Below are 18,562 nucleotides of genomic sequence, written 5' to 3' on the forward strand. Positions count from 1 at the left end.
TTTAGATGATTAAGACAAATCTACTTAGCAACCACGTTGATGAGGTTATTGGTGAATATTACGCTGCCAAAGGATATTCAGTTCATAGCGTTGACCGCCAGGCAAATGGACAACTGATTGTTGTTACGGAACGAGTAGCAAAAGAGCAGGAACCGGTAAAAGTTGATATCGCATTTGAACATAAAAGATCGCATAGAAAGAAGCATTTAGCATAAAAAAGCCAAAGAGTTATAACCCTTTACCATTAGGTGATTTCCTTAACCGATTCGCAATGTACTTCATTACGTTTACTGCAATCGTTACCAATGCAATAATTAATGCTATTTCAAATAAGAGGATATATCTAAAATTCACATTAAGCTTTTCAAAGTAATCGCTGGTAAAAGAGAGAAGTTGATAAATTCCTAGCATAAAAAGAATAAAGGTAACTCCTAAAATTACAAGTGACTTTTTAGAATAATCTTTAGCATGTTCAAAGTTATAAATCATTATTGATACAAATAACAAAGCCGTAGCAATCTTGTGGGATAGCGATTCATCAGCCGAAAATGATTGCACTGCTAGGCTAATGATTAATCCAGTAATTCCGATTGTTTTATTCAAGGCAACACCCACTCGTATGTAAGTTAGGTACGAGTTTACCAATTAAAGGGGATTTTCTCAAGATGAAACACATTAAAATTAAATTAAAATCGTGATTTTAAATAGATGAATAGGAGGAACGAATGAATTAAGATATTCAGTTTTTAAAAGAACTTCAGCAAGAGTTGAAAACACAAAATACTGACTCTTAAGCTGCACCGCGGTTTTGGTTTGTAGGGGATTATAAATGGATCCGGATTTCAGAGGATGATGCGGAACGTTATTCTGTTTACATTCCTGAAGATTGAGAATCGTATGAACTGGAAAGTTTTCTAACTCCCTATAGATGGGAGGATTATTACATACTGTTTATTATGCTGTAAACCAATGCAACAACAAACAATGGATAAGAGATAATGGCAATTAATTTTGAGGATTTACTCTTATTTTTTTCAAATGTGTATATTAGTGCAAATCCTAAAAAGAATATCGTGACAAACCAAGAGGAATAGGCCGGGAACAATGCTATAAGTAAGACAATAAGAGTGGATAACGCGAAAGAAGAGTTTAGCGTTATTTTCTGATTATTTTCCAAATAAACCACCTCCTAACACGTATTCCCCCATATAAAAACACTTAAACATTATACTTAAGGGAGCATGATTTAATGATTAACATTTTAAATAAAGAGCAAGATGAGGCAATCCGGTATTTTAAAAACAAATTGAATATATTTTGATGTATACCTGCTCACCGTTTGCATTTTTTTGAACACTCAGATTACTTTTCCATCATGCAACATCAATAATCGGTCCGTCTACATAATGATTTGGTGTTAAAGTTAAGGTTTTATTGTTCTCAGAAGATCTGAAACTTCTAACAACATGGGCATAGGTAATGTCAAACAAGGTGATAGTACGCCTCTGGCACCCGGCGGTGGATTAGCTGCTCATGAAGCAAAAGACGGGCATCTAATTGATAGACATATCGGTAAGACTGATGAAGAGTTATTACAGAGGGTACAGATAAAACAAGAAGATACGTGCCTTGTGTCAGACGGTTCCTAATTAGTTCTTCAGATTATATTTATGGATCGAAAACAAAGCGAAACTTGAAGCGGTATTGAAGTAATAAAAAGATCCCTTAAATTTCAAGGAACCTAAAGTTTCAATCATCACTCTTATACCTTTGTGGGATCTTGTCTCTCCAGACGAGCATAAGTTCTTTGAATTTTTCTGTTTCCATGGAGCTTTTATCGTTTTCACTTTCTGAATAAAGGTGTTCTATGACTGTTTGATCTTCTTTTATATATGCTATGGGGTGGTGTTTAATTGAATCTTATATTCTTCAATAGAACCATCCAATACTTCTTAAATCAATTTCAAGTATTCATTGGCTACAATGTCTTCAATGAAATCAGAAGGTGGAAATGTCCCATAAAAACGGAAAATTCCGTTTGGAAAGTTTCAGGTTTATAAATAGGTTGGTAGCAGAACTAATACTTTACAAAGTGAAGAACATTATTTATAAACAAGTTTAAAAATTAACCGATAATAGTATTGTTCTTTTCTAGATTAACTTTTTGGAGAGTGATTTCTTTGAATAAAAACCTAATTATAGTTTTATTTCTCATTTTTTCAAGCCTGTTACTCACTACTACTGTACCAGTGAAAGCTCAAGATGCAGATCAAACTGGAGTGAAAACTTGGGAAGATAAAGAAGATTTACCGAAAGGACTATCTCTTTTTAGTACAGCGGTTATTGACGGTAAAATCTATGTAATTGGTGGTAATAATAACGGCAAAGTTCAAAACCAAATTTATGTATATGATCCTAAACAAAATAAATGGATTGAAAAAGTTTCTATGAATGAAGGGAGAGAAGGTGCTGCTATTGCAGTTATTGAACATAAAATCTATGTAATCGGAGGTTATGGCGAGGATAATTCTGGTTCGAAGACCTATTTAAAAACTGTTGAAATATATGACATTAACACAGATTCATGGACAAAAGGTGTAGAAATACCTAAACCTCTAACGGGATCATCTGCAACAGTTATAGGGAAGGATATTTATTTAATAGGTGGATTTAATCCTAGTGAAGGTCCAACTTCCAATACTTATATTTACAATACTGAGACTAAAACCTGGTCTGAAAAAAGTTCCCTGCCGATTCCATTAAGAGCTTTAAGCACAGCAACAGTAAAAGAAAAAATCTATGCCATTGGTGGCGAAAATAAAAGTGGTTTGAGTAATAGCATTTTTGAGTATGATCCCAAAACTGATAATTGGACCTTTAAATACTCTTTGATGAATAAATTAAGCTATATAGCTTCTACGGTATACAATAATAAAATATATTTAATGGGAGGATCAGATTCAAGTAAAAAAGCATCAAATGGTTCAGTAATTTATGACCCGATTGCAAATACAGTTAACAATTTTCAAAATCTAACCAGTTCTCGAATAGCTGCAGGTGCGGCAACTATTAATAATAATATTTTTATTATCGGGGGAACTAATAAAGGTGGCTCTATTGGTGTAGATACTTCAGGTATGATGAAAACAGTACAGGTGTATTCAGAGAAAAACCCAGATGATAACTTGGGAGATCCGAGTTCTGGTGGCAATATTCCTGAGGAAGGGCACGATGATCGAGCTATCCTTACTATAACAATGACAACAGGACTTGAAAAAGAATTTGATCTTTCGATGAAAGAGGTAAATGATTTCATTAACTGGTACGATCAAAAAGATTCAGGAACAGGCCCTTCGAGATACGAGATTGACAAGCACGGTAATAACATTGGACCGTTTGAGAGCAGAAAAGATCATGTTATCTTTAAGAATATCCTTACTTTTGAAATAAATGAGTACTCAACAAATAAAAGCAGTAATCAAAGTGACAAAACCTCTTAACAAAAAACAGATTTCGGTTAAATGATTCCAGTCCACGTATAGATAAAGCCCTTCTCTTATGAGAGGGGCTTTCTTTTACCTAGAGAGTTTCTTTTATTTGAGTTATTACTTTTTCTAACCATTGTATGGGGGTTAATTCAATCGCTGGAAAATAAATCTCCGAGTTTGATTTTATAAAGCTTTCTTTTTCTTGTTCAGATATGTCACTATTTAAAAATGCTTCACAAAATTTTATTGTGAAAACTAGGCATTCTTTGCTGGATTCAGTTATGAAGTTTTCAAGGGCTTGTTTTGGTGAACCCATGTCCTGGTGAAATGTTCCGTCTGGGAAATCACTTAATTCTTCCAAACTATCATAATTATCGTAAATAGTGAATTAGAACTCCTTTATTTTATAGGATAACCAGTTAAAATAAACTCCCCATTTATACTTTTTTTCAACACTATTTTTGCGTTGGTGACATCCTCAGCAACATTTGACCCTTGTTCTACGTTTCTTCCGAGAATTTCTCCCTTCCCTTTATATCCCAAAGGGAGGGTGGGTTAATAGCTTATCGCAAGCATTGATCACCGGACATTCTACCGAAGTCAAAGGATCGCATAGCGTCTTTATGATTTAAGAAAACTGTTCTTCGTTGATGATTCACGAGGGCTGACGTTTACCCATATGAATTAGCGGCTTTTCGCATGGAGGTAACATGTGGAAACTGGTCAACAGCTTTAGAAACTTCATCATAACAGGGAATGCGGCGAGCTGAGGGATTATAAAGAAATATGGGCTTACAGCTATGAAGGATGTATGAAAATCCGTTAGAAGGAGGAAATCAGTTTCATTGAAAGCGTTGATTACGCATACAGCTTTGATGAATGGGCGAAGCAGTTCCGTATATCCAATACGGAAAAATGACAAAACGCAGTGTGACGGTTCGAATGCGGGAGTATGGAACTTCCCATTCATCCGGAGTTATGTCAGAGGGACAAAAAGACATTTTTTAAGGAGGAAGCGGCATGATTGAATTTACACGGCCATCACCTATGAAGAAAACATGCGCGATGCATCCGGAAAAGGAATCTGTCAGATCAGTTTCGTTTACTGATTTTAACGGCAATTCTGTAACAGTAACCCTTTGTCAAATGTGTCTGGCTGAATTAAAAATGAAAGCCGCAACTGAATACAGGAGCATGACGGAGGAGCAGGCCAAACTGAATCGTTTCAAGATTGGTGATTATGTGTATTTAGAGCATTTGGGAGTAGTCGGTGAGATAAAAAACATGGAAGGCGCTCAAGTGGCAAACAGGACAGACGCAGACGGAGTCCGGAAGGCTACCCCTAAGGAAATCGCAGAATACAAAAAGCAGGAGGAGCAATAGGGAAAGGACACAGCTTTCTTTCCTTTCCCTATTATTGGATTATGGTAAATCTGTAATTGTAGCTGTTGTGGATGCATTTGAAGGAGGATAGGGTCCAAGAACTGCTTTCATGCCATACACACATCGATATACGTTGAAAAGAAAAGGGACATTCATGAAAAAATTATTCTTCTGTTCTGCACCCATCCAAGAGTGAATTCAATATCACTATCATGCTACTGGATAAACTTTTTATCGTTTATCTGTTCAGCCGTTAGATTGACTTCAACTGTATTTTATTAGTAGTCACTGCAAAAGCATCGCCTGTTGAAACACTTCATCGCAGCATAACCACTGTACCCCTTACCAGAGGCTGCAGATACAGTTAGTTGGTTTGAGTCAGTAATAGGGGTTTTAATTTCGTCTATAAACTCTTTCAAATTTACAGCTTCATTATTATCTGGGCTTTCCTATCAGAGTATTATCAATGATCTATTTTTAAAGTGCGGACCTTGACCACCTTCGTAGGGGCAGGACGCATTTCTACTCGATTGATTGACTCTGATTGTTTTAACGTGAGGACGTTTTAAATTAACCTTTTCAGCTGATTTCCTAACTGTCACGGAAAACATTCTCCAGGAAATATATTGACTGTTTTCCTGTTTGTGATGTTAATTAGAAGGGGTATACAAAATCATTGAAGTAGGAGGTCTGATGAATGTGAAAAGGAAAGCGACATTAAAATTTGGAATATGTATTGGGCTTTTATGTGTCAGTTTTACCGGTTTCAATTCTTTATTCGGCTCAACGCATGCTGAAGCAAAATCCATAGAAAACACAAAAATGACAAGCTGTATAACGAATCAAAAATTTGTTCAGCTTGAGAAAAAATTTGATGCCAGGCTTGGAGTTTATGCGATTGATACGGGGTCAAACAAGACAATCGCCTACCGGCCAAATGAACGATTCGCTTACGCATCAACCTATAAAGTCCTGGCCGCAGCGGCTGTCCTGAAGCAAAAACCGATTGAAAAACTTAATGACGTCATCCGATACACCAAAGAAGATCTTGTTACATATTCTCCGATCACAGAAAAACACCTGGATACAGGCATGAGCCTGAAAGAAATCTCAGAAGCCGCTATCCGTTACAGCGATAATACCGCCGGGAACATATTGCTGCAGCAGCTTGGCGGTCCTAAAGGTTTCGAAAAATCACTGAAACAGATCGGGGATCATGTAACGAAAGCTGATCGATTCGAGACGGATCTGAACTCTGCAATCCCTGGGGATATTCGTGACACAAGCACCGCAAAAGCGCTGGCAACCGACCTTAAAGCTTTCACTTTGGGTAACACTCTCACGACTGACAAGCGGACGATCTTAACTGATTGGATGCGGGGCAACGCTACCGGAGACGAACTGATTCGGGCAGGCGCTCCTGCGGGATGGGAAGTCGGCGATAAATCCGGAGCCGGAAGTTACGGAACACGAAACGACATTGCTATTGTTTGGCCGCCTGACAGAGCTCCTATTGTTTTGGCCATCCTGTCAAAACGGTTTACGAAAGATGCCGAGTATGATAATGCTCTTATCGCCGAGGCTGCAAAAGTCGCCCTTGATGACCTCAAATAAACTTTTTACACACGGCCGTTCATTTTTTATGAACGGTTTTTTATATGTTGAGAATGCGGTATGCCGGTTTCGATGTTATAATGAAAAACCATAAAATGATGGGAAGAGGGGGAATTTCAATGCATTACATAACGGCATGCTTAAAAATCATCAGCGATAAAGACCTTAATGAAATAATGAAGGAATTTAAAAAACTTGAGGAAGAAACGAACAAAGAAGAAGGCTGTATTCAATTCCATGCTTATCCGCTCGAACCATCAGAACGCAAAATCATGCTTTGGGAGATTTGGGAAAACGAAGAAGCTGTTAAAGTCCATTTCACGAAAAAACACACAAAAGACGTTCAAAAACAAGAATTAACGGAAGTAGAATGGATACTGAAAAGCAATGTGAGTGAGTAAAAGGCTTTTATATTGTGGCCGACTCTGTCAACAACAATCTCAGTTTCATTCACTAAAACCCTTGCTGAGCAAGGGTTTTTTACTTTAAAGTTCATTTCTCTTAGTTCTCAGGGAGACGATAAAAAGTTCTTTATATCGCAGTCTTTTTATGGGTAAGGAACAGACTTGGAATGAAGATGACCGCAAGGATGATGACGGAGACTAAAAATCCGGCATGGTAGCCCTTTAAACTGTTTTCAATCGTTGGCTGCAATCCTTGTATGACGGTTGCGGTAACGGTGGCGATCACAGCTGATCCAAAGCTGGACCCAAGATTTTCAATCATATTAATACCGACACCCGCTTCCGGAAGCTGTTTGCCGTCAAGTCCTGTATAAGCGTCGCTCGTTAACGGAAGCATAATTCCTCCAAAACTGGCGCCCCGGATGAACAATACGACGGAAATCCAAATCAAACTTGTTTTATCGGTGATATAGATCAGCGGGACAGACCCGATAAGAGAAAGAACAAGACTGACCATAACCACGTATTTCGCACCGATCTTATCGATCATTTTTCCGATCAGCGGCCTGGTAACGAGCATCCCGACTCCTTGGGGAATTAAGGAAAGCGCTGCTTCGATTGCCGTGAAATGACGAAAGTTTTGAAAGAACAGCGGAAGAATTAACATCGGTCCCATGATGGCAATATTCGCTAAAAACAAACCGATCGCAGATGCTGTGAAGCTCTTGTGTGCAAACAAATTCATCGGCAGCACGGTTTGATTTTTTCTGATCAGATTATATACGAGGTAAATGGCTGCTGATACAAGACCAATGCCCGCCCATAAAATTGTATCGATATTATTAAATGATGCATGATCCGCTGCTTTCGTAATACCGTAAATCAATGCCGCGCTCATTAAGGACAAATTGATAATCCCGAAAATATCGAGTTTACGATCTTTGTTGAATGGTTCAAAGTCTGGAATGGTTTTCATCATAAGCGGTGCAGCAATCAAAACGATGAACACGTTGATGAAGAAAATCCAATGCCACGAAGCGCCTTGAACGATGAAGCCTCCGATGACAGGTCCTAAAATCGGGCCGAAGATCATAGGGGTGCTGACGATTGCCATCACTTTTCCCAGGTTTTCCGGACCTGCTGTTTTAACCAGGAGTGTTGACATTAGCGGAGTAATAATGCCAGCGCTGAATCCTTGAAGCAAACGGAAGAAGATGAAGCTGGAAACGTCACGGCTCATTCCCGCAAATACAGAAATGACACCAAAGGCGATGACTGAGCCGACGAAGATTTTCTTACCGTTATATTGATTCATAAGCCAGCCGGATACGGGTACTGCAATCGCAAGTGCTAACACATAGCCTGTAACGGACCATTGAACGGTAGCCAATGTCGTGTTGAAATCTTTAGTCAATTTGTCGATGGCGATGTTCACCATCGTTGAGTCAAGCATTGGAGCGATTGCTCCCAGTGCAATAGCCCAGGCGGCTGTGAGAACTTCTTTTGGCAGCCGGGGTTCCTTTCTTTTATGTTTTGACATATTATTCTCCTCTCAAAATCGCTAACTTTGTTTCCTTGTCAACAAAATAATAGAGTTATTTTGTTTCTTTGTCAACAATAAGAGGAGGATGAAAAGGCAGCCCGTTCTCAAAAAGGGGCTGCCTATGGTTTCATTTAAATTTATTCTGTCTTAATGTCTGCACCAAGTTTCTTTATTTCTGAATCCAAATGCCTGCTGTAAGTTTCCACGAAGCTCAGCATCGTGTCAAATTGTTCATCAGTTACTTGTTCAAACACGATTTTGTCCCGTTCTCGAAACTCTGTGTGCAATTCCTCATGAATTTTATAAATGACTTTCCCTTGCTCAGTAAGCCTAAAATAGATTTCTTTCTTGTTAACCGGCTTCTGATAGCTTTCGATAAGGCCTTTATTTATAAGCTTCTTAGTTAACTTACTTATGGCGCCTTTTGTCATATAAAGGGATTCCGCAAGTTTAGTGACATTGGCGTCTTCAATTTTTTCGATGAATTCGATGCAATGCACTTCAGAAGGCTTATACTCCTTAAGGCTTTCTTCCATCTTCAGCCTATTAAGCCACACCATCTTGTTAAAAAAGTCCCTGAAATTCGTGAGGAGCTGTTCTTTTTTGTCCATGGCCTGTCCTCCTGCTCAGTGGTGCTTACACAATATTATAAAATTTTTGTTTCTATTACAACAATCGTAAAGTTATTATTTGGGGGCTGAGCGATAGGCCGCAGAGATATTGACTGCAATCGGTAAGGAGGGAGGCGCTGTCATTAAGAAGGATTCTGTTATAAAAGCGGCTTTTTAACAGAAACGTCTTCCGTATTCGTCACTTGCTCTGTTTCAAAAATTATAACAGGCTGCCTCTACAGCGCAATGTCCGCTTGCTGTTTTACTTTGAATAGCGTATGAGTCCTTACTAAAAAGCAGGCTGGACAAAGAGCCTGCTTTTTTTGTCTTGCTATGAAAGTTTAAATAACTCGAATTGGTAAAACAAGATTCGCATCAATTATGTTTTCCTGTTGCGGCGTCACGAAAAGCGTCGATTGCGGTTGTGTATTTTAAGACGTTTTTAGACACTTTGGCGGTTGCGCCTAATGGATACGCGTCTGACAGAACGCTGGAGTGAGCTTCGGGCTCCCAGTAAAACACGCCGATTCCTTTGCCGTTCGGAACGGCTTTCACCAGTTTTATGGTGTCTTTTATAGTCCAGTAGGAATCTTTCGGGTTATTTTCATCTCCGCCCAGTTCAACCACCATGACTTCCTTGTTGTAGCGTGAGGCGATGTCATTTAAATTAGAGGATAAATGGCCGGTGAGCTCCCAATATGGCTTACCCTCCCAATAGGGGTAGAACGAAACGCCGATGATGTCGGTTTTGCCGCCATTTTTAAAGAATTGATCAAACCACCATCTGAATAGACTGTTGTCCGTGCCGTGCGCCAAATGGCTGATTACTTTGGTGGCCGGGCTGACGGATTTCACGGCGTCATAGCCTTTGTTCAGTAATCCGGTCAATTTGCTGAAATCGTTCGTGCTGCCGTCGGGCAGTAAAATTCCTGAATTCATTTCATTTCCTACTTGCACCCAATCAGGTGAGATGCCGTGATTTTTAAGTTCTTTCATAACGTCGTACGTATGGTTATACACGGCTGCTTGCAGCTGGCCGGTGGAGTAGCCGGTCCATTGGTTCGGCTTGATCTGATGGCCGGGATCGGCGAACACATCACTGTAATGGAAGTCAACCATTACTTTCATCCCTAACGCTTTTGCCCTTTTGGCCGCAGCAAGTACGCCTGCTTTGTCACTATAGCCGAGCATGGTCCATGTTGTGCCGTCTTTCTGCCAATAATAGCTGCTGGGCGGATTCACAAAGACTCTCAGTCTCACTGCATTTATCCCGTGATCTTTAAGAATCTGCAAAGCATCCTTCTGTTTCCCGCCGTCATCCAGCCAGCGCACACCTTCGTCCTCTAATTGTTTCAGCCATCCTATATCAGCGCCATAGGCAAACGGGGCGTCCGCTTTTGCTTTAGGAGACTTCTCAATGAATGTAAAAGCGGTGAAAATGAGAGAAAGACAGATTGCGTTTACAAATACACGTTTCACCCGGTTTTTGAACATCAACAATACCTCCTGGTTTTTCATCTATTGATTTCACCCATCCGGCTTCGCTGAATAATTTCAGCTGCCATTCTCTAGTACCTTCTTAAAACGCTGAGACGCCTGCATTCCTTCGGCTGTCATTTTAAAAACACCTGCATCGGTCAGCGCGCGTAAACATACATTTGCGGTTTTTCTTTGTAAAACAGCGGCTGTATTTTCCGGTGTCACGTCATTATCCGCTTCGATGTCATGAGGTTCATCAGCAAATACCTTTTGACTTCTGTCAGCTCATCTTTAAGGCGGGGGGATAAAACTCAATGATGGACGTCTTTGCGGGTGAAAAATGCCATCCGGATATTCTTCAGAGGTGCGGTTTCTGAGGGCGAGATCCATTTCGAAATCTGTGCCCCTTTTATTTTGAGGTATGTTCCAATATGAACTGAATGGCTTTTTGTGAATTTCTGGTGAGGCTGATATATTCCGCTCCTTTCGTTGCAATGAGTTTCACATGAAGGCGGTCTGCATCTTCTTTAATGTCATCATAATAAGAGCCGACTTGCGGCGCCAAAATGATCATATCGAAATCTTTCATGATGTCGTAATGGGATCCGTAGGCGCCTGCTGAAGCGGTAATCGGCACGTTATATTCCTCGGCGCCCTCTGTCAGTGCGTTCGCAAGCATGGCGCTCGTTCCCGCTCCGGCGCACAGCACTAATACATTGGTGCTGTGTTCCAAGGCGGATGAGGATTCCTGAAGGTTTGTGCTGATGACGGAGGCCGCGTCTTCTGAGGCGCCGGCTATTGCGGGCTGTATCTCCCGGGATTTTTGCAGCGCGGTTTCAGATTCGGTGTTTTTGGCTTCTTTCGCCGCTAATACATTGTCATAAGCTTTACAGAATGGCAGGTATATCAGGAAATCGACAATGATTAACACAGCTGTGAGAACAACAGCCGAGAGACTCATGCCGGTTCCCAGAATCAGCCCGACAGGAGCCGGTGTAGCCCACGGAAGAACATACATAAAACTGTTCATTCCGATGACATCAACGAAAAATTTAAACAGACAGACATTAATCATCGGCGTTAAAATAAACGGAATGAAAAAATAAGGATTTAAAATCATCGGCGCAGCAAAGAGAAGAGGTTCGTTTACAGCGAAAGACACCGGCACTGCGGATGCTTTTCCGACTGCTTTCAATTGCTTGGATTTCGCGAAAAGAAGAAAGATGAACGGAACAACAAGGGTTGCCCCGGTTCCTCCCATTGTGCCGACGAAATTCCCGAGTCCGACGGTCAGCACGTTGGACGCCTGCTCACCGGCATTATGAAGCTGAAGGTTCGCCTCCACATTTGCGTAAATAATAGCTGCGATGGCCGGCTCCACAATAGAAGGCCCGTGAACGCCGACAAACCAGAACAGCGCCATCATTCCCCAAATGACACAGATCCCCAGGTACCCGTCTGCTGCGGTGAACAGCGGCGATAAGAGAGAGGAGAGAGCCTCCGCGAAGGATACGTTCAGCATGTTCCTGATCAATAAATCAATGATTACCATTGCCAAAACGGAAAAGGCGAACGGAAAAACATCTTTGAATGTTTGTGAAATGGTTCCCGGTACTTCTTTAGGCATTTGAATCGTAATATTTTTCAGCACGCAGAATCTGTAAACGTTCACCGTTATGAAAGCGGATACAAAAGCGGCTAAAAGACCTTTCGTGCCGAGGTATTCCGTCGAGAACCCGCCGTCGATTTGTGTGACGCTTAAAATAAGAAACCCGACGACTGAAGCAAGCATCGCTGAAACGGGATTGATCCCTTTGTTTTTCGGCATCTTTCGGTTCATTGATTCACTCAGGCATTTCGCACTTGTTGCCGCAACAATCAGACCAAGGGCGCCCATTGAATAGTTATACACTTTCCAAAGCCATTCAGAAACACTTTTGGGCCAAGTGAAACCCAACACTTCCGGCACAGCGGCGGTGAGGATGAAAATGCTGGCGAATAAAATAACAGGCATTGCAGTTAAGAAGCCGTCGCGGATCGCGCCTAAATAAATGTTTCTTGAGATTTTTTCAAAAAACGGTTTTCCCTTTTCGATTTGCTTGATGATACCGTTCATTTTTCCACTCCTTATCGGCGGCTTCGGTAAAGTGCTATAAAATCCTGAATAAGATCACGGAGCAAAAGGGTTGTCATTAAATGGTCCTGACCGTGAACGAAAATAAACCCTAATTCCATGTCCTTGCCGTCAGCTTCTTCAGCTAACATTTTCGTTTGCGCATTGTGGGCGAGGGTTAAATTTTCATCGGCGCTTTTTAATGCTGCTTCCGTGTTTTCGAAGTTTCCGGCACGGACTTCTTTCAGGACTTTCAATAAAGTGCTTCTGGCGTCGCCGGCATAGGCGACAATTTCAAAGCCGAGCATCTGCAATTCTTCCTTTGTCATGAAAAAACCTCCTGAGACGTACACGATGAAAAGACACTATTTCACCATGTGTGATCGTTAAATGATTGTTTTTGTTTCACTTACAAGTTTGTACCAGTAGGCCGATTCTTTCGGATACCGTTTTTGGGTGTCGAAATCGACGTAAAAAAGACCGTAACGTTTGTTGTAGCCGTTGGTCCATGAAAATAAATCCATTAAGGACCATAAGAAATATCCCTTTACGTTGACTCCGTCGCTAATCGCTTTACTGATGGCTTCCAGATATACCTTTAAATAGTCAATTCTTGCTTTATCCATAATGATGCCGTCTTCAAACTCATCTTTATAGCCCATGCCGTTTTCGGTAATGTACATTTTGTTATATTGCGGATAGTCCCGTTTGATGCGCATCAGCATGTCATACATGCCTTCAGGGTAAATGAGCCAGTCCCAATCGGTCCGTTTCAGGCCTTCTTTGTAAATTCTCTCGCCGATTCCTTTTACTTTATAGACCGAAGTGCCCTTATCGCCTGTTCCGTTATGGTGTATAACGGTTTCTCCGTCGTACGCTTTGACGAAATGGCATTGATAATGATTGATGCCGAGATAATCATTGCGCGTTGACGCTTTTTTCATCACGTCAAAATCGCTGTCTGCAAACTCGTATGAAGCGCCGTTTGCCTCACAGATTTCATCCAGAGCACGCATAGTTTCCTCAGAATAATAGCCGAGGTAGGTGGCATCCAGGAGGAATCTCACTGATAATGCGTCATCCAGAAAGCAGGCGTGGCGGTCTTCTTCCGAGTCACTGGCGGGGTATTTTGTTTCCAGTGAGTGGACGACACCGATTTCTCCCGGATAGCCGCTGTCTTTAAAGAGGTTGACTGTCATCGCATGCGCCACCATCATGTGATGAAGACACTGAATGACTTTTGTGATATCGCTTTTAATAGATGGCGGAAAAACCCCCAGTAAATACTGGTTGGTGGCTGTGGGATAAATTTCATTAAACGTGCTCCAATATCGGATTTCGCTGAACTCTTTAAAGCAAAATTCCGCATAGCTGACGAACGCATCTATTGAGGCGCGGTTGAGAAAATCTCCCTGATCAAATAATCCTTTCGGCGTATCGAAATGATGAAGCGTGACAAAAGGGGTGACGTTGCGTTTTTGGCACTCTGAGAAAATACGATGATAGTAATCAACGCCTTCCTGATTGATTTCGCCCGTGCCGTCAGGGAAAATTCTCGTCCAGGCTATAGAAAGGCGGATGCCGTTTATGCCGAATTTTTCACATAGTTTTATATCTTCCGGAAACTGCCGGTAAAAATCACTTGCCGGATCAGGGCTGAATCTCCCCTGTTTTTCAAGAAATTCATCCCAGGCTACAGTCCCTTTGCCGCCTTCTTTTGTGGCGCCTTCCGCTTGATATGCCGCAGTCGCCCCGCCGAAAATAAAGCCATGAGGTAATTTGAGCATTACTGAATCCTCCTTCGCCAATGTGTGAATTGGAGTTTTTTAATGTTTGTAATTGTTATCTTTTGTTTAATAGTAAACGCATACATTTTTGCTGTCAATAGCTTCTTAAGGAAACAATATCTGTATTTACAAGGATATAATGAGTTTTTCAATGTTTTATATTTTGATAGCGTTGTTTGTAATTGTTTGTTTTTGTTGACCGGGTTGCTGCGGTGTGTTAGATTGTGTGTAAAGTTGAGGGGATGATTGAACATGTTAAAAAAGGAGCGTCTTTTAAAAATCATCGATTTTGTAAACGCGCGGGGATTTATTACGGTGAGTGATATTATCGATGAATTGGAAGTTTCTGATATGACGGTGAGAAGAGATCTGGATGAGCTGGATAAGGCCGGAAAAATCGTGCGCATTCACGGAGGCGCACAGAGCATATCTTATTCCATTGATCACGAATTATCGCATAATGAAAAACTGGGTGTTCAAATGGAGGAGAAGGGGAAAATCGCGGAACTCGCAGCTTCATATGTAAATGACGGCGATACCGTTTTTTTAGGGCCGGGCACGACAATTGAACTTTTAGCCCAACATCTGCTGCATAAGCGGATCCGGATTATCACCAACAACTATCCCGTGTTTGATATTTTAAAGCATGGCGACACGCCGGATACCATCCTGATTGGCGGTGACTTCCGAAAAAATACCGGTGCATTCGTCGGGCCCATTGTGAACGGTAATCTGCAAAAATTCAATTTTACGAAAGCCTTCATCAGCGCAAACGGCATACATAATGATGAAATTTCTTCTTACAGCATTGAAGAAGGAGAAGCCCACCAAATCGCGCTGAATAATTCGCGGACGAAATTTTTGCTGGCGGACAATAAAAAGTTTAACCGGGAAGATTTTTACGTGTTCTACAACTTACACGATATGGATTATCTGATTACGGATGATAAAGTGATGAAAGATGTTCAGATTCATTATGAGCAATATGTGGATGTCAAAATCGCAAAAAAATAAAAGGGGGGCGGTTCGATGAAAGGGGTTATTTTTGATTTCAACGGCACTATGTTTCAAGATTCGCATCTCCACGAAAAAGCATGGTTTTACATGGTGAAAAAATACTCTCCAAAAGCGATTTCTGATGAAGACATTTTCGTTCACATTCACGGCCGAACAAACAGTGAAATCCTGACGTATTTTATTTCTGGCGATTTAACAAATGAAGAAATCAAGAGAATGTCTTTTGAAAAAGAAGCCTATTACAGGGAATTATGCCTTGAAAACAAAGATGAGCTAAAGCTGACGAAGGGGCTCATCGGCGTCTTGAACCATCTGAAAAAGTCAGAAATGCCGATGACCATCGCCACGGCTACGGTAAAGGAAAATGTCGAGTTTTACTTTGATGTCTTTCATTTGGGGCAGTGGTTTGATTTTGACAAAGTCACGTTTGATGACGGAAGCTTCCCCGGAAAGCCGGCGCCGGATATTTTTATCATCGCATCAGAGAAATTAGGCCTTAGACCTGAAGAATGTGTAGTCATTGAAGATGCCTTTTCGGGGCTCACAGCGGCGAAAAAAGCAGGTGCAGGCAAGATTATTGCCATTGACCCGTTCGGAAAAAACCGCGCGTTATTTGAAGAAAAACAGCTGGCGGATGGCGGGATACTGACAGATTTCACCTCGTTTTTTGAGGTGATTGCCGGACATTCTGTTTGAGGGATCAGACGGTTTTTCATGCCGGTATGGCCATACAGATACGGACACCGTTCATAACACAAGATGTTTTTGTGTACGGGCGGTGTCTTTTTCTGTTGAGGCTGTGTAATCTGAATCGGTCTTCAGACAGGGGGAATCCCTGTCTTCTTTTTATTACTCGTATGTTCAATCAAGCGCTTGCGTGTATTCGGGTCCTATTACTGACTGTTGATATGTTTTACGATAAAATCCTGAGCATATAAGAATAGCAGCCATCCTGTTAGTCCAAGTCCTGATGCGGCAATGAAAGACAGTGAATGACGAAGGGCGATGCCGATAATGACCAGCATAATGACTGTGGAGGGGAGGCCGGAAGCCACACTGAATGCAAAATGACTTAATGTCTCCTTCGTTTCTCCTTGGATGTACAGCCAAACCATGCTCAGCATACTGACAATTGGCAAAGCGGCTATAATGCCTCCATAACTCGGGCTTCTTCTTGATATTTCAGTGATAATCCCAATAATAGCAGCAGAGACAATGATTTTAATGATCGTAAACATCTTCAGCCCGCTCCTTCATCAAACTAAATGCTTTTAAGACAAGTGTCCTTTCTTCATTGTTCATGTTGTCAAAAAGAAGCTGTTTAAGCTTTTCTTCATCAAGACCGGAATGACGGTAAAGGACATCCGCCCCCAAACTGGTAAGTTTTAAAATGACTTTCCGCTCATCCTCAACACTTCTGGTTTTATAAACGTACTTTTTCTTGAGTAAACGCTTTATATGTTCCGAAGCGGTATTATGTGATACTTGAATCGCTTCGGCAATGTCTTTTATTCCGACTGCCTTCTCTTTTTGAATGACTTGCAGAATCCGTACACCTTGGTGAGTGATTTTTTCATGATGCTGATAACGGAGCCGATAATAAATATCTGTCCAGAGGCCATTTAATTGCAGTATTTCGTTTGCCATAGTCATCAATCCTTGTCGTTTATTAAGATTATATCTTATAATACGATATAATTTAACGGATTGAAAGAAGTTTTTAAACACGAGTAAATTGAACTGCGTTTTGTTTTGGGAGATGGAAGAGAAAGGAGCCACAGGCTACAAAGCTTTTTAGCATATAAAAACGGTGCTGACAATAAGTTGAAGAACTAAAGAATATATTAAAATACAGTCTCCTTCAGCCGAGCAGATGTGCTGATTGAAAAAGATACATGGAATAAAAAGCGGGTAAAAAGATAAGGAAAGGGGAGAGACGATGGAACTTGATTTTGTGATTCGTCTGGCGGTTGCGGGTCTGCTTGGTGCCCTGATTGGGTTGGAGAGAGAATTCAGGGCGAAGGAAGCGGGTTTGAGGACACACTTTCTGGTGGCCGTGGGCAGCGCCTTAATGATGATTGTTTCCAAGTACGGATTTTTTGATTTGTTATCCAACAGCCATACGTCTTTTGATCCGAGCCGGGTGGCGGCGCAGGTCGTAAGCGGCGTCGGATTTTTAGGAGCCGGCACGATTATTTTGCAGCGGCATGTCGTGCGGGGGCTTACGACGGCCGCGGGGATTTGGGCTACGTCAGGAATCGGGCTGACGATCGGGGCAGGGATGTATGTCATCGGCATCAGCGGCACGGTTTTGGCGTTAATCGGGCTAGAACTTTTAAATTTTCTGTTTAAACCTGCGGCGCACTCTTTGTCTGTCAGTTTCCAAATTGAGGAGAAAGCGGTCATGCATGAACTTTTAACTTCACTTGAAGCAAAGGGAATTCTCATTACGTCCTATGAATTGAATAAAGCGGTGCTTGAAGTGAAAGGAAGGGTGAAAAGCAAAAGCGGAAAAGCGGCAGTAATGGAGAAAGTTCAATCCCTCCCGTATATCCTGTCGGTCAAAGTGGAATAGCAGAAAGGGGGGCTCCCCTGTCTGCGGGTCTTTTTCTTTCTCGAGTTCAAACATTAATACCAAGGATAGAATGGGATATACGGCCGCGGAACATAAGGATATGGCCGCGGATAGTACGGAAATGGTCTGGGGAAATAAAAAGGCGGTCGCGGATAATGATATGGCACCCGTTCTTGGCTCTCGGCTGTGTATTCATGATAGAAAGGATCGTACAAGAGGAAAACCTCCCTTGAGTAATATTGATTCCGTTTACCATATTCCTGTATGCCCGGTATAGTGTACGTACATCAGGCAAAAAAAGATGCCGGTTATCATCCGGCATCTTTTTTACACCTTCACGTCAATTACATGGCCGGCAGTCGGGTGCTGGGACGGCAGCATTTTTACTGTTTCTTCCGCAGCGGCCTGGGCATTCTGCATGACCGTTTTTGTTAACGCGATATTTACATTCTGCACAAGAGATGCTTGGTGCATTGCGATTGATAACGCAGGGATATCCATAGCTTCCACACCTCCTTATATTCCTTCATATCGGCGGCTTGCTCCGA

Annotated in this window: 19 protein-coding genes and 2 pseudogenes; 9 read left to right on the top strand and 12 right to left on the bottom strand. The window is 41.6% G+C overall.

Annotated elements, in window-relative coordinates; genetic code table 11:
* Nucleotides 1–5: 5 nt before the first annotated feature.
* On the top strand, nucleotides 6–215 hold the full coding sequence (locus MHH91_RS06250) for a hypothetical protein (protein ID WP_014470521.1): 210 nt from the start codon (nucleotides 6–8) through the stop codon (nucleotides 213–215).
* 13 nt (nucleotides 216–228) lie between these two features.
* Here the strand turns inward: MHH91_RS06250 and MHH91_RS06255 are convergent, their stop codons facing one another.
* Nucleotides 229–603: a YoqO family protein gene (locus MHH91_RS06255; protein WP_013351886.1), complete on the bottom strand. Its 375-nt coding sequence runs from the start codon at nucleotides 601–603 to the stop codon at nucleotides 229–231.
* 337 nt (nucleotides 604–940) lie between these two features.
* A complete protein-coding gene (locus tag MHH91_RS06260; protein WP_014470520.1) occupies nucleotides 941–1,177 on the bottom strand; it encodes a hypothetical protein in 237 nt (78 codons plus the stop codon).
* 994 nt (nucleotides 1,178–2,171) lie between these two features.
* On the opposite strand from MHH91_RS06260, the gene MHH91_RS06270 reads away from it, so the two are divergent.
* Complete coding sequence (locus MHH91_RS06270; RefSeq protein ID WP_250539902.1) at nucleotides 2,172–3,500, top strand: Kelch repeat-containing protein; 1,329 nt, start codon at nucleotides 2,172–2,174, stop codon at nucleotides 3,498–3,500.
* Nucleotides 3,501–3,579: 79 nt separating this feature from the next.
* On the opposite strand, the gene MHH91_RS06275 is transcribed toward MHH91_RS06270, so the two are convergent.
* Nucleotides 3,580–3,870, bottom strand: coding sequence for a contact-dependent growth inhibition system immunity protein (locus MHH91_RS06275; protein ID WP_038462758.1), 291 nt, complete (start codon nucleotides 3,868–3,870; stop codon nucleotides 3,580–3,582).
* Between the two features lie 183 nt (nucleotides 3,871–4,053).
* Between MHH91_RS06275 and MHH91_RS06280 the strand changes: the two are divergent.
* From MHH91_RS06280 to MHH91_RS06295, 4 genes and pseudogenes are all read left to right on the top strand, one after another.
* Nucleotides 4,054–4,311, top strand: a pseudogene (locus MHH91_RS06280) (hypothetical protein); the annotation flags it as partial.
* 197 nt (nucleotides 4,312–4,508) lie between these two features.
* On the top strand, nucleotides 4,509–4,871 hold the full coding sequence (locus MHH91_RS06285) for a hypothetical protein (protein WP_013351891.1): 363 nt from the start codon (nucleotides 4,509–4,511) through the stop codon (nucleotides 4,869–4,871).
* Nucleotides 4,872–5,564: 693 nt separating this feature from the next.
* Nucleotides 5,565–6,485 carry a class A beta-lactamase gene (gene bla / locus MHH91_RS06290; RefSeq protein WP_014471707.1) on the top strand — a complete coding sequence of 307 codons (921 nt, stop codon included), beginning with the start codon at nucleotides 5,565–5,567 and terminating at the stop codon, nucleotides 6,483–6,485.
* Nucleotides 6,486–6,565: 80 nt separating this feature from the next.
* Nucleotides 6,566–6,886: a putative quinol monooxygenase gene (locus MHH91_RS06295; protein ID WP_118977614.1), complete on the top strand. Its 321-nt coding sequence runs from the start codon at nucleotides 6,566–6,568 to the stop codon at nucleotides 6,884–6,886.
* A 130-nt stretch (nucleotides 6,887–7,016) separates the two neighbouring features.
* Here MHH91_RS06295 and MHH91_RS06300 read toward each other — a convergent pair whose 3' ends face one another.
* From MHH91_RS06300 to lacG, 6 genes are all read right to left on the bottom strand, one after another.
* Nucleotides 7,017–8,429 (bottom strand): MDR family MFS transporter, encoded by a 1,413-nt coding sequence (locus tag MHH91_RS06300; RefSeq protein ID WP_014470515.1) that lies wholly within the window; start codon nucleotides 8,427–8,429, stop codon nucleotides 7,017–7,019.
* Nucleotides 8,430–8,569: 140 nt separating this feature from the next.
* A complete protein-coding gene (locus MHH91_RS06305; protein WP_013351895.1) occupies nucleotides 8,570–9,043 on the bottom strand; it encodes a MarR family transcriptional regulator in 474 nt (157 codons plus the stop codon).
* A 375-nt stretch (nucleotides 9,044–9,418) separates the two neighbouring features.
* On the bottom strand, nucleotides 9,419–10,537 hold the full coding sequence (locus MHH91_RS06310; RefSeq protein WP_013351896.1) for a glycoside hydrolase family 53 protein: 1,119 nt from the start codon (nucleotides 10,535–10,537) through the stop codon (nucleotides 9,419–9,421).
* A gap of 394 nt (nucleotides 10,538–10,931) precedes the next feature.
* Nucleotides 10,932–12,638, bottom strand: coding sequence for a PTS lactose transporter subunit IIBC (locus tag MHH91_RS06320; RefSeq protein ID WP_014471708.1), 1,707 nt, complete (start codon nucleotides 12,636–12,638; stop codon nucleotides 10,932–10,934).
* A gap of 11 nt (nucleotides 12,639–12,649) precedes the next feature.
* Entirely contained in the window at nucleotides 12,650–12,964 is a 315-nt protein-coding gene (locus tag MHH91_RS06325; RefSeq protein WP_013351899.1) for a PTS lactose/cellobiose transporter subunit IIA, read from the bottom strand.
* A gap of 57 nt (nucleotides 12,965–13,021) precedes the next feature.
* Nucleotides 13,022–14,422: a 6-phospho-beta-galactosidase gene (gene lacG, locus MHH91_RS06330; protein ID WP_013351900.1), complete on the bottom strand. Its 1,401-nt coding sequence runs from the start codon at nucleotides 14,420–14,422 to the stop codon at nucleotides 13,022–13,024.
* Nucleotides 14,423–14,674: 252 nt separating this feature from the next.
* Here lacG and MHH91_RS06335 point away from each other — a divergent pair, with 252 nt between their 5' ends.
* Entirely contained in the window at nucleotides 14,675–15,436 is a 762-nt protein-coding gene (locus MHH91_RS06335; RefSeq protein WP_014471709.1) for a DeoR/GlpR family DNA-binding transcription regulator, read from the top strand.
* Nucleotides 15,437–15,451: 15 nt separating this feature from the next.
* Nucleotides 15,452–16,135 (top strand): HAD family hydrolase, encoded by a 684-nt coding sequence (locus MHH91_RS06340; RefSeq protein ID WP_013351902.1) that lies wholly within the window; start codon nucleotides 15,452–15,454, stop codon nucleotides 16,133–16,135.
* Between the two features lie 197 nt (nucleotides 16,136–16,332).
* Here MHH91_RS06340 and MHH91_RS06345 read toward each other — a convergent pair whose 3' ends face one another.
* Nucleotides 16,333–16,677 (bottom strand): DUF3147 family protein, encoded by a 345-nt coding sequence (locus MHH91_RS06345; protein WP_013351903.1) that lies wholly within the window; start codon nucleotides 16,675–16,677, stop codon nucleotides 16,333–16,335.
* Nucleotides 16,661–17,086 carry a MarR family winged helix-turn-helix transcriptional regulator gene (locus MHH91_RS06350; protein WP_013351904.1) on the bottom strand — a complete coding sequence of 142 codons (426 nt, stop codon included), beginning with the start codon at nucleotides 17,084–17,086 and terminating at the stop codon, nucleotides 16,661–16,663. The genes MHH91_RS06345 and MHH91_RS06350 overlap by 17 nt, the downstream gene beginning before the upstream one ends.
* Before the next feature lie 292 nt (nucleotides 17,087–17,378).
* On the opposite strand from MHH91_RS06350, the pseudogene MHH91_RS20800 reads away from it, so the two are divergent.
* Nucleotides 17,379–17,775, top strand: a pseudogene (locus MHH91_RS20800) (MgtC/SapB family protein); the annotation flags it as partial.
* 566 nt (nucleotides 17,776–18,341) lie between these two features.
* Here MHH91_RS20800 and MHH91_RS06360 read toward each other — a convergent pair.
* Nucleotides 18,342–18,515: a YjfB family protein gene (locus tag MHH91_RS06360; RefSeq protein ID WP_013351906.1), complete on the bottom strand. Its 174-nt coding sequence runs from the start codon at nucleotides 18,513–18,515 to the stop codon at nucleotides 18,342–18,344.
* Between the last annotated feature and the right edge of the window lie 47 nt (nucleotides 18,516–18,562).

It is taken from the genome of Bacillus sp. FSL K6-2819 (genome assembly GCF_038008305.1).
Lineage (GTDB): Bacteria > Bacillota > Bacilli > Bacillales > Bacillaceae > Bacillus > Bacillus amyloliquefaciens.

Coding starts and splice junctions, on each gene's coding strand:
- MHH91_RS06250 (WP_014470521.1), top strand. CDS start 6: ATGATTAAGACAAATCTACTTAGCAACCACGTTGATGAGGTTATTGGT.
- MHH91_RS06285 (WP_013351891.1), top strand. CDS start 4,509: ATGATTGAATTTACACGGCCATCACCTATGAAGAAAACATGCGCGATG.
- bla (WP_014471707.1), top strand. CDS start 5,565: ATGAATGTGAAAAGGAAAGCGACATTAAAATTTGGAATATGTATTGGG.
- MHH91_RS06295 (WP_118977614.1), top strand. CDS start 6,566: ATGAAAAACCATAAAATGATGGGAAGAGGGGGAATTTCAATGCATTAC.
- MHH91_RS06300 (WP_014470515.1), bottom strand. CDS start 8,429: ATGTCAAAACATAAAAGAAAGGAACCCCGGCTGCCAAAAGAAGTTCTC.
- MHH91_RS06305 (WP_013351895.1), bottom strand. CDS start 9,043: ATGGACAAAAAAGAACAGCTCCTCACGAATTTCAGGGACTTTTTTAAC.
- MHH91_RS06310 (WP_013351896.1), bottom strand. CDS start 10,537: ATGTTCAAAAACCGGGTGAAACGTGTATTTGTAAACGCAATCTGTCTT.
- MHH91_RS06320 (WP_014471708.1), bottom strand. CDS start 12,638: ATGAACGGTATCATCAAGCAAATCGAAAAGGGAAAACCGTTTTTTGAA.
- MHH91_RS06325 (WP_013351899.1), bottom strand. CDS start 12,964: ATGACAAAGGAAGAATTGCAGATGCTCGGCTTTGAAATTGTCGCCTAT.
- lacG (WP_013351900.1), bottom strand. CDS start 14,422: ATGCTCAAATTACCTCATGGCTTTATTTTCGGCGGGGCGACTGCGGCA.
- MHH91_RS06335 (WP_014471709.1), top strand. CDS start 14,675: ATGTTAAAAAAGGAGCGTCTTTTAAAAATCATCGATTTTGTAAACGCG.
- MHH91_RS06340 (WP_013351902.1), top strand. CDS start 15,452: ATGAAAGGGGTTATTTTTGATTTCAACGGCACTATGTTTCAAGATTCG.
- MHH91_RS06345 (WP_013351903.1), bottom strand. CDS start 16,677: ATGTTTACGATCATTAAAATCATTGTCTCTGCTGCTATTATTGGGATT.
- MHH91_RS06350 (WP_013351904.1), bottom strand. CDS start 17,086: ATGGCAAACGAAATACTGCAATTAAATGGCCTCTGGACAGATATTTAT.
- MHH91_RS06360 (WP_013351906.1), bottom strand. CDS start 18,515: ATGGATATCCCTGCGTTATCAATCGCAATGCACCAAGCATCTCTTGTG.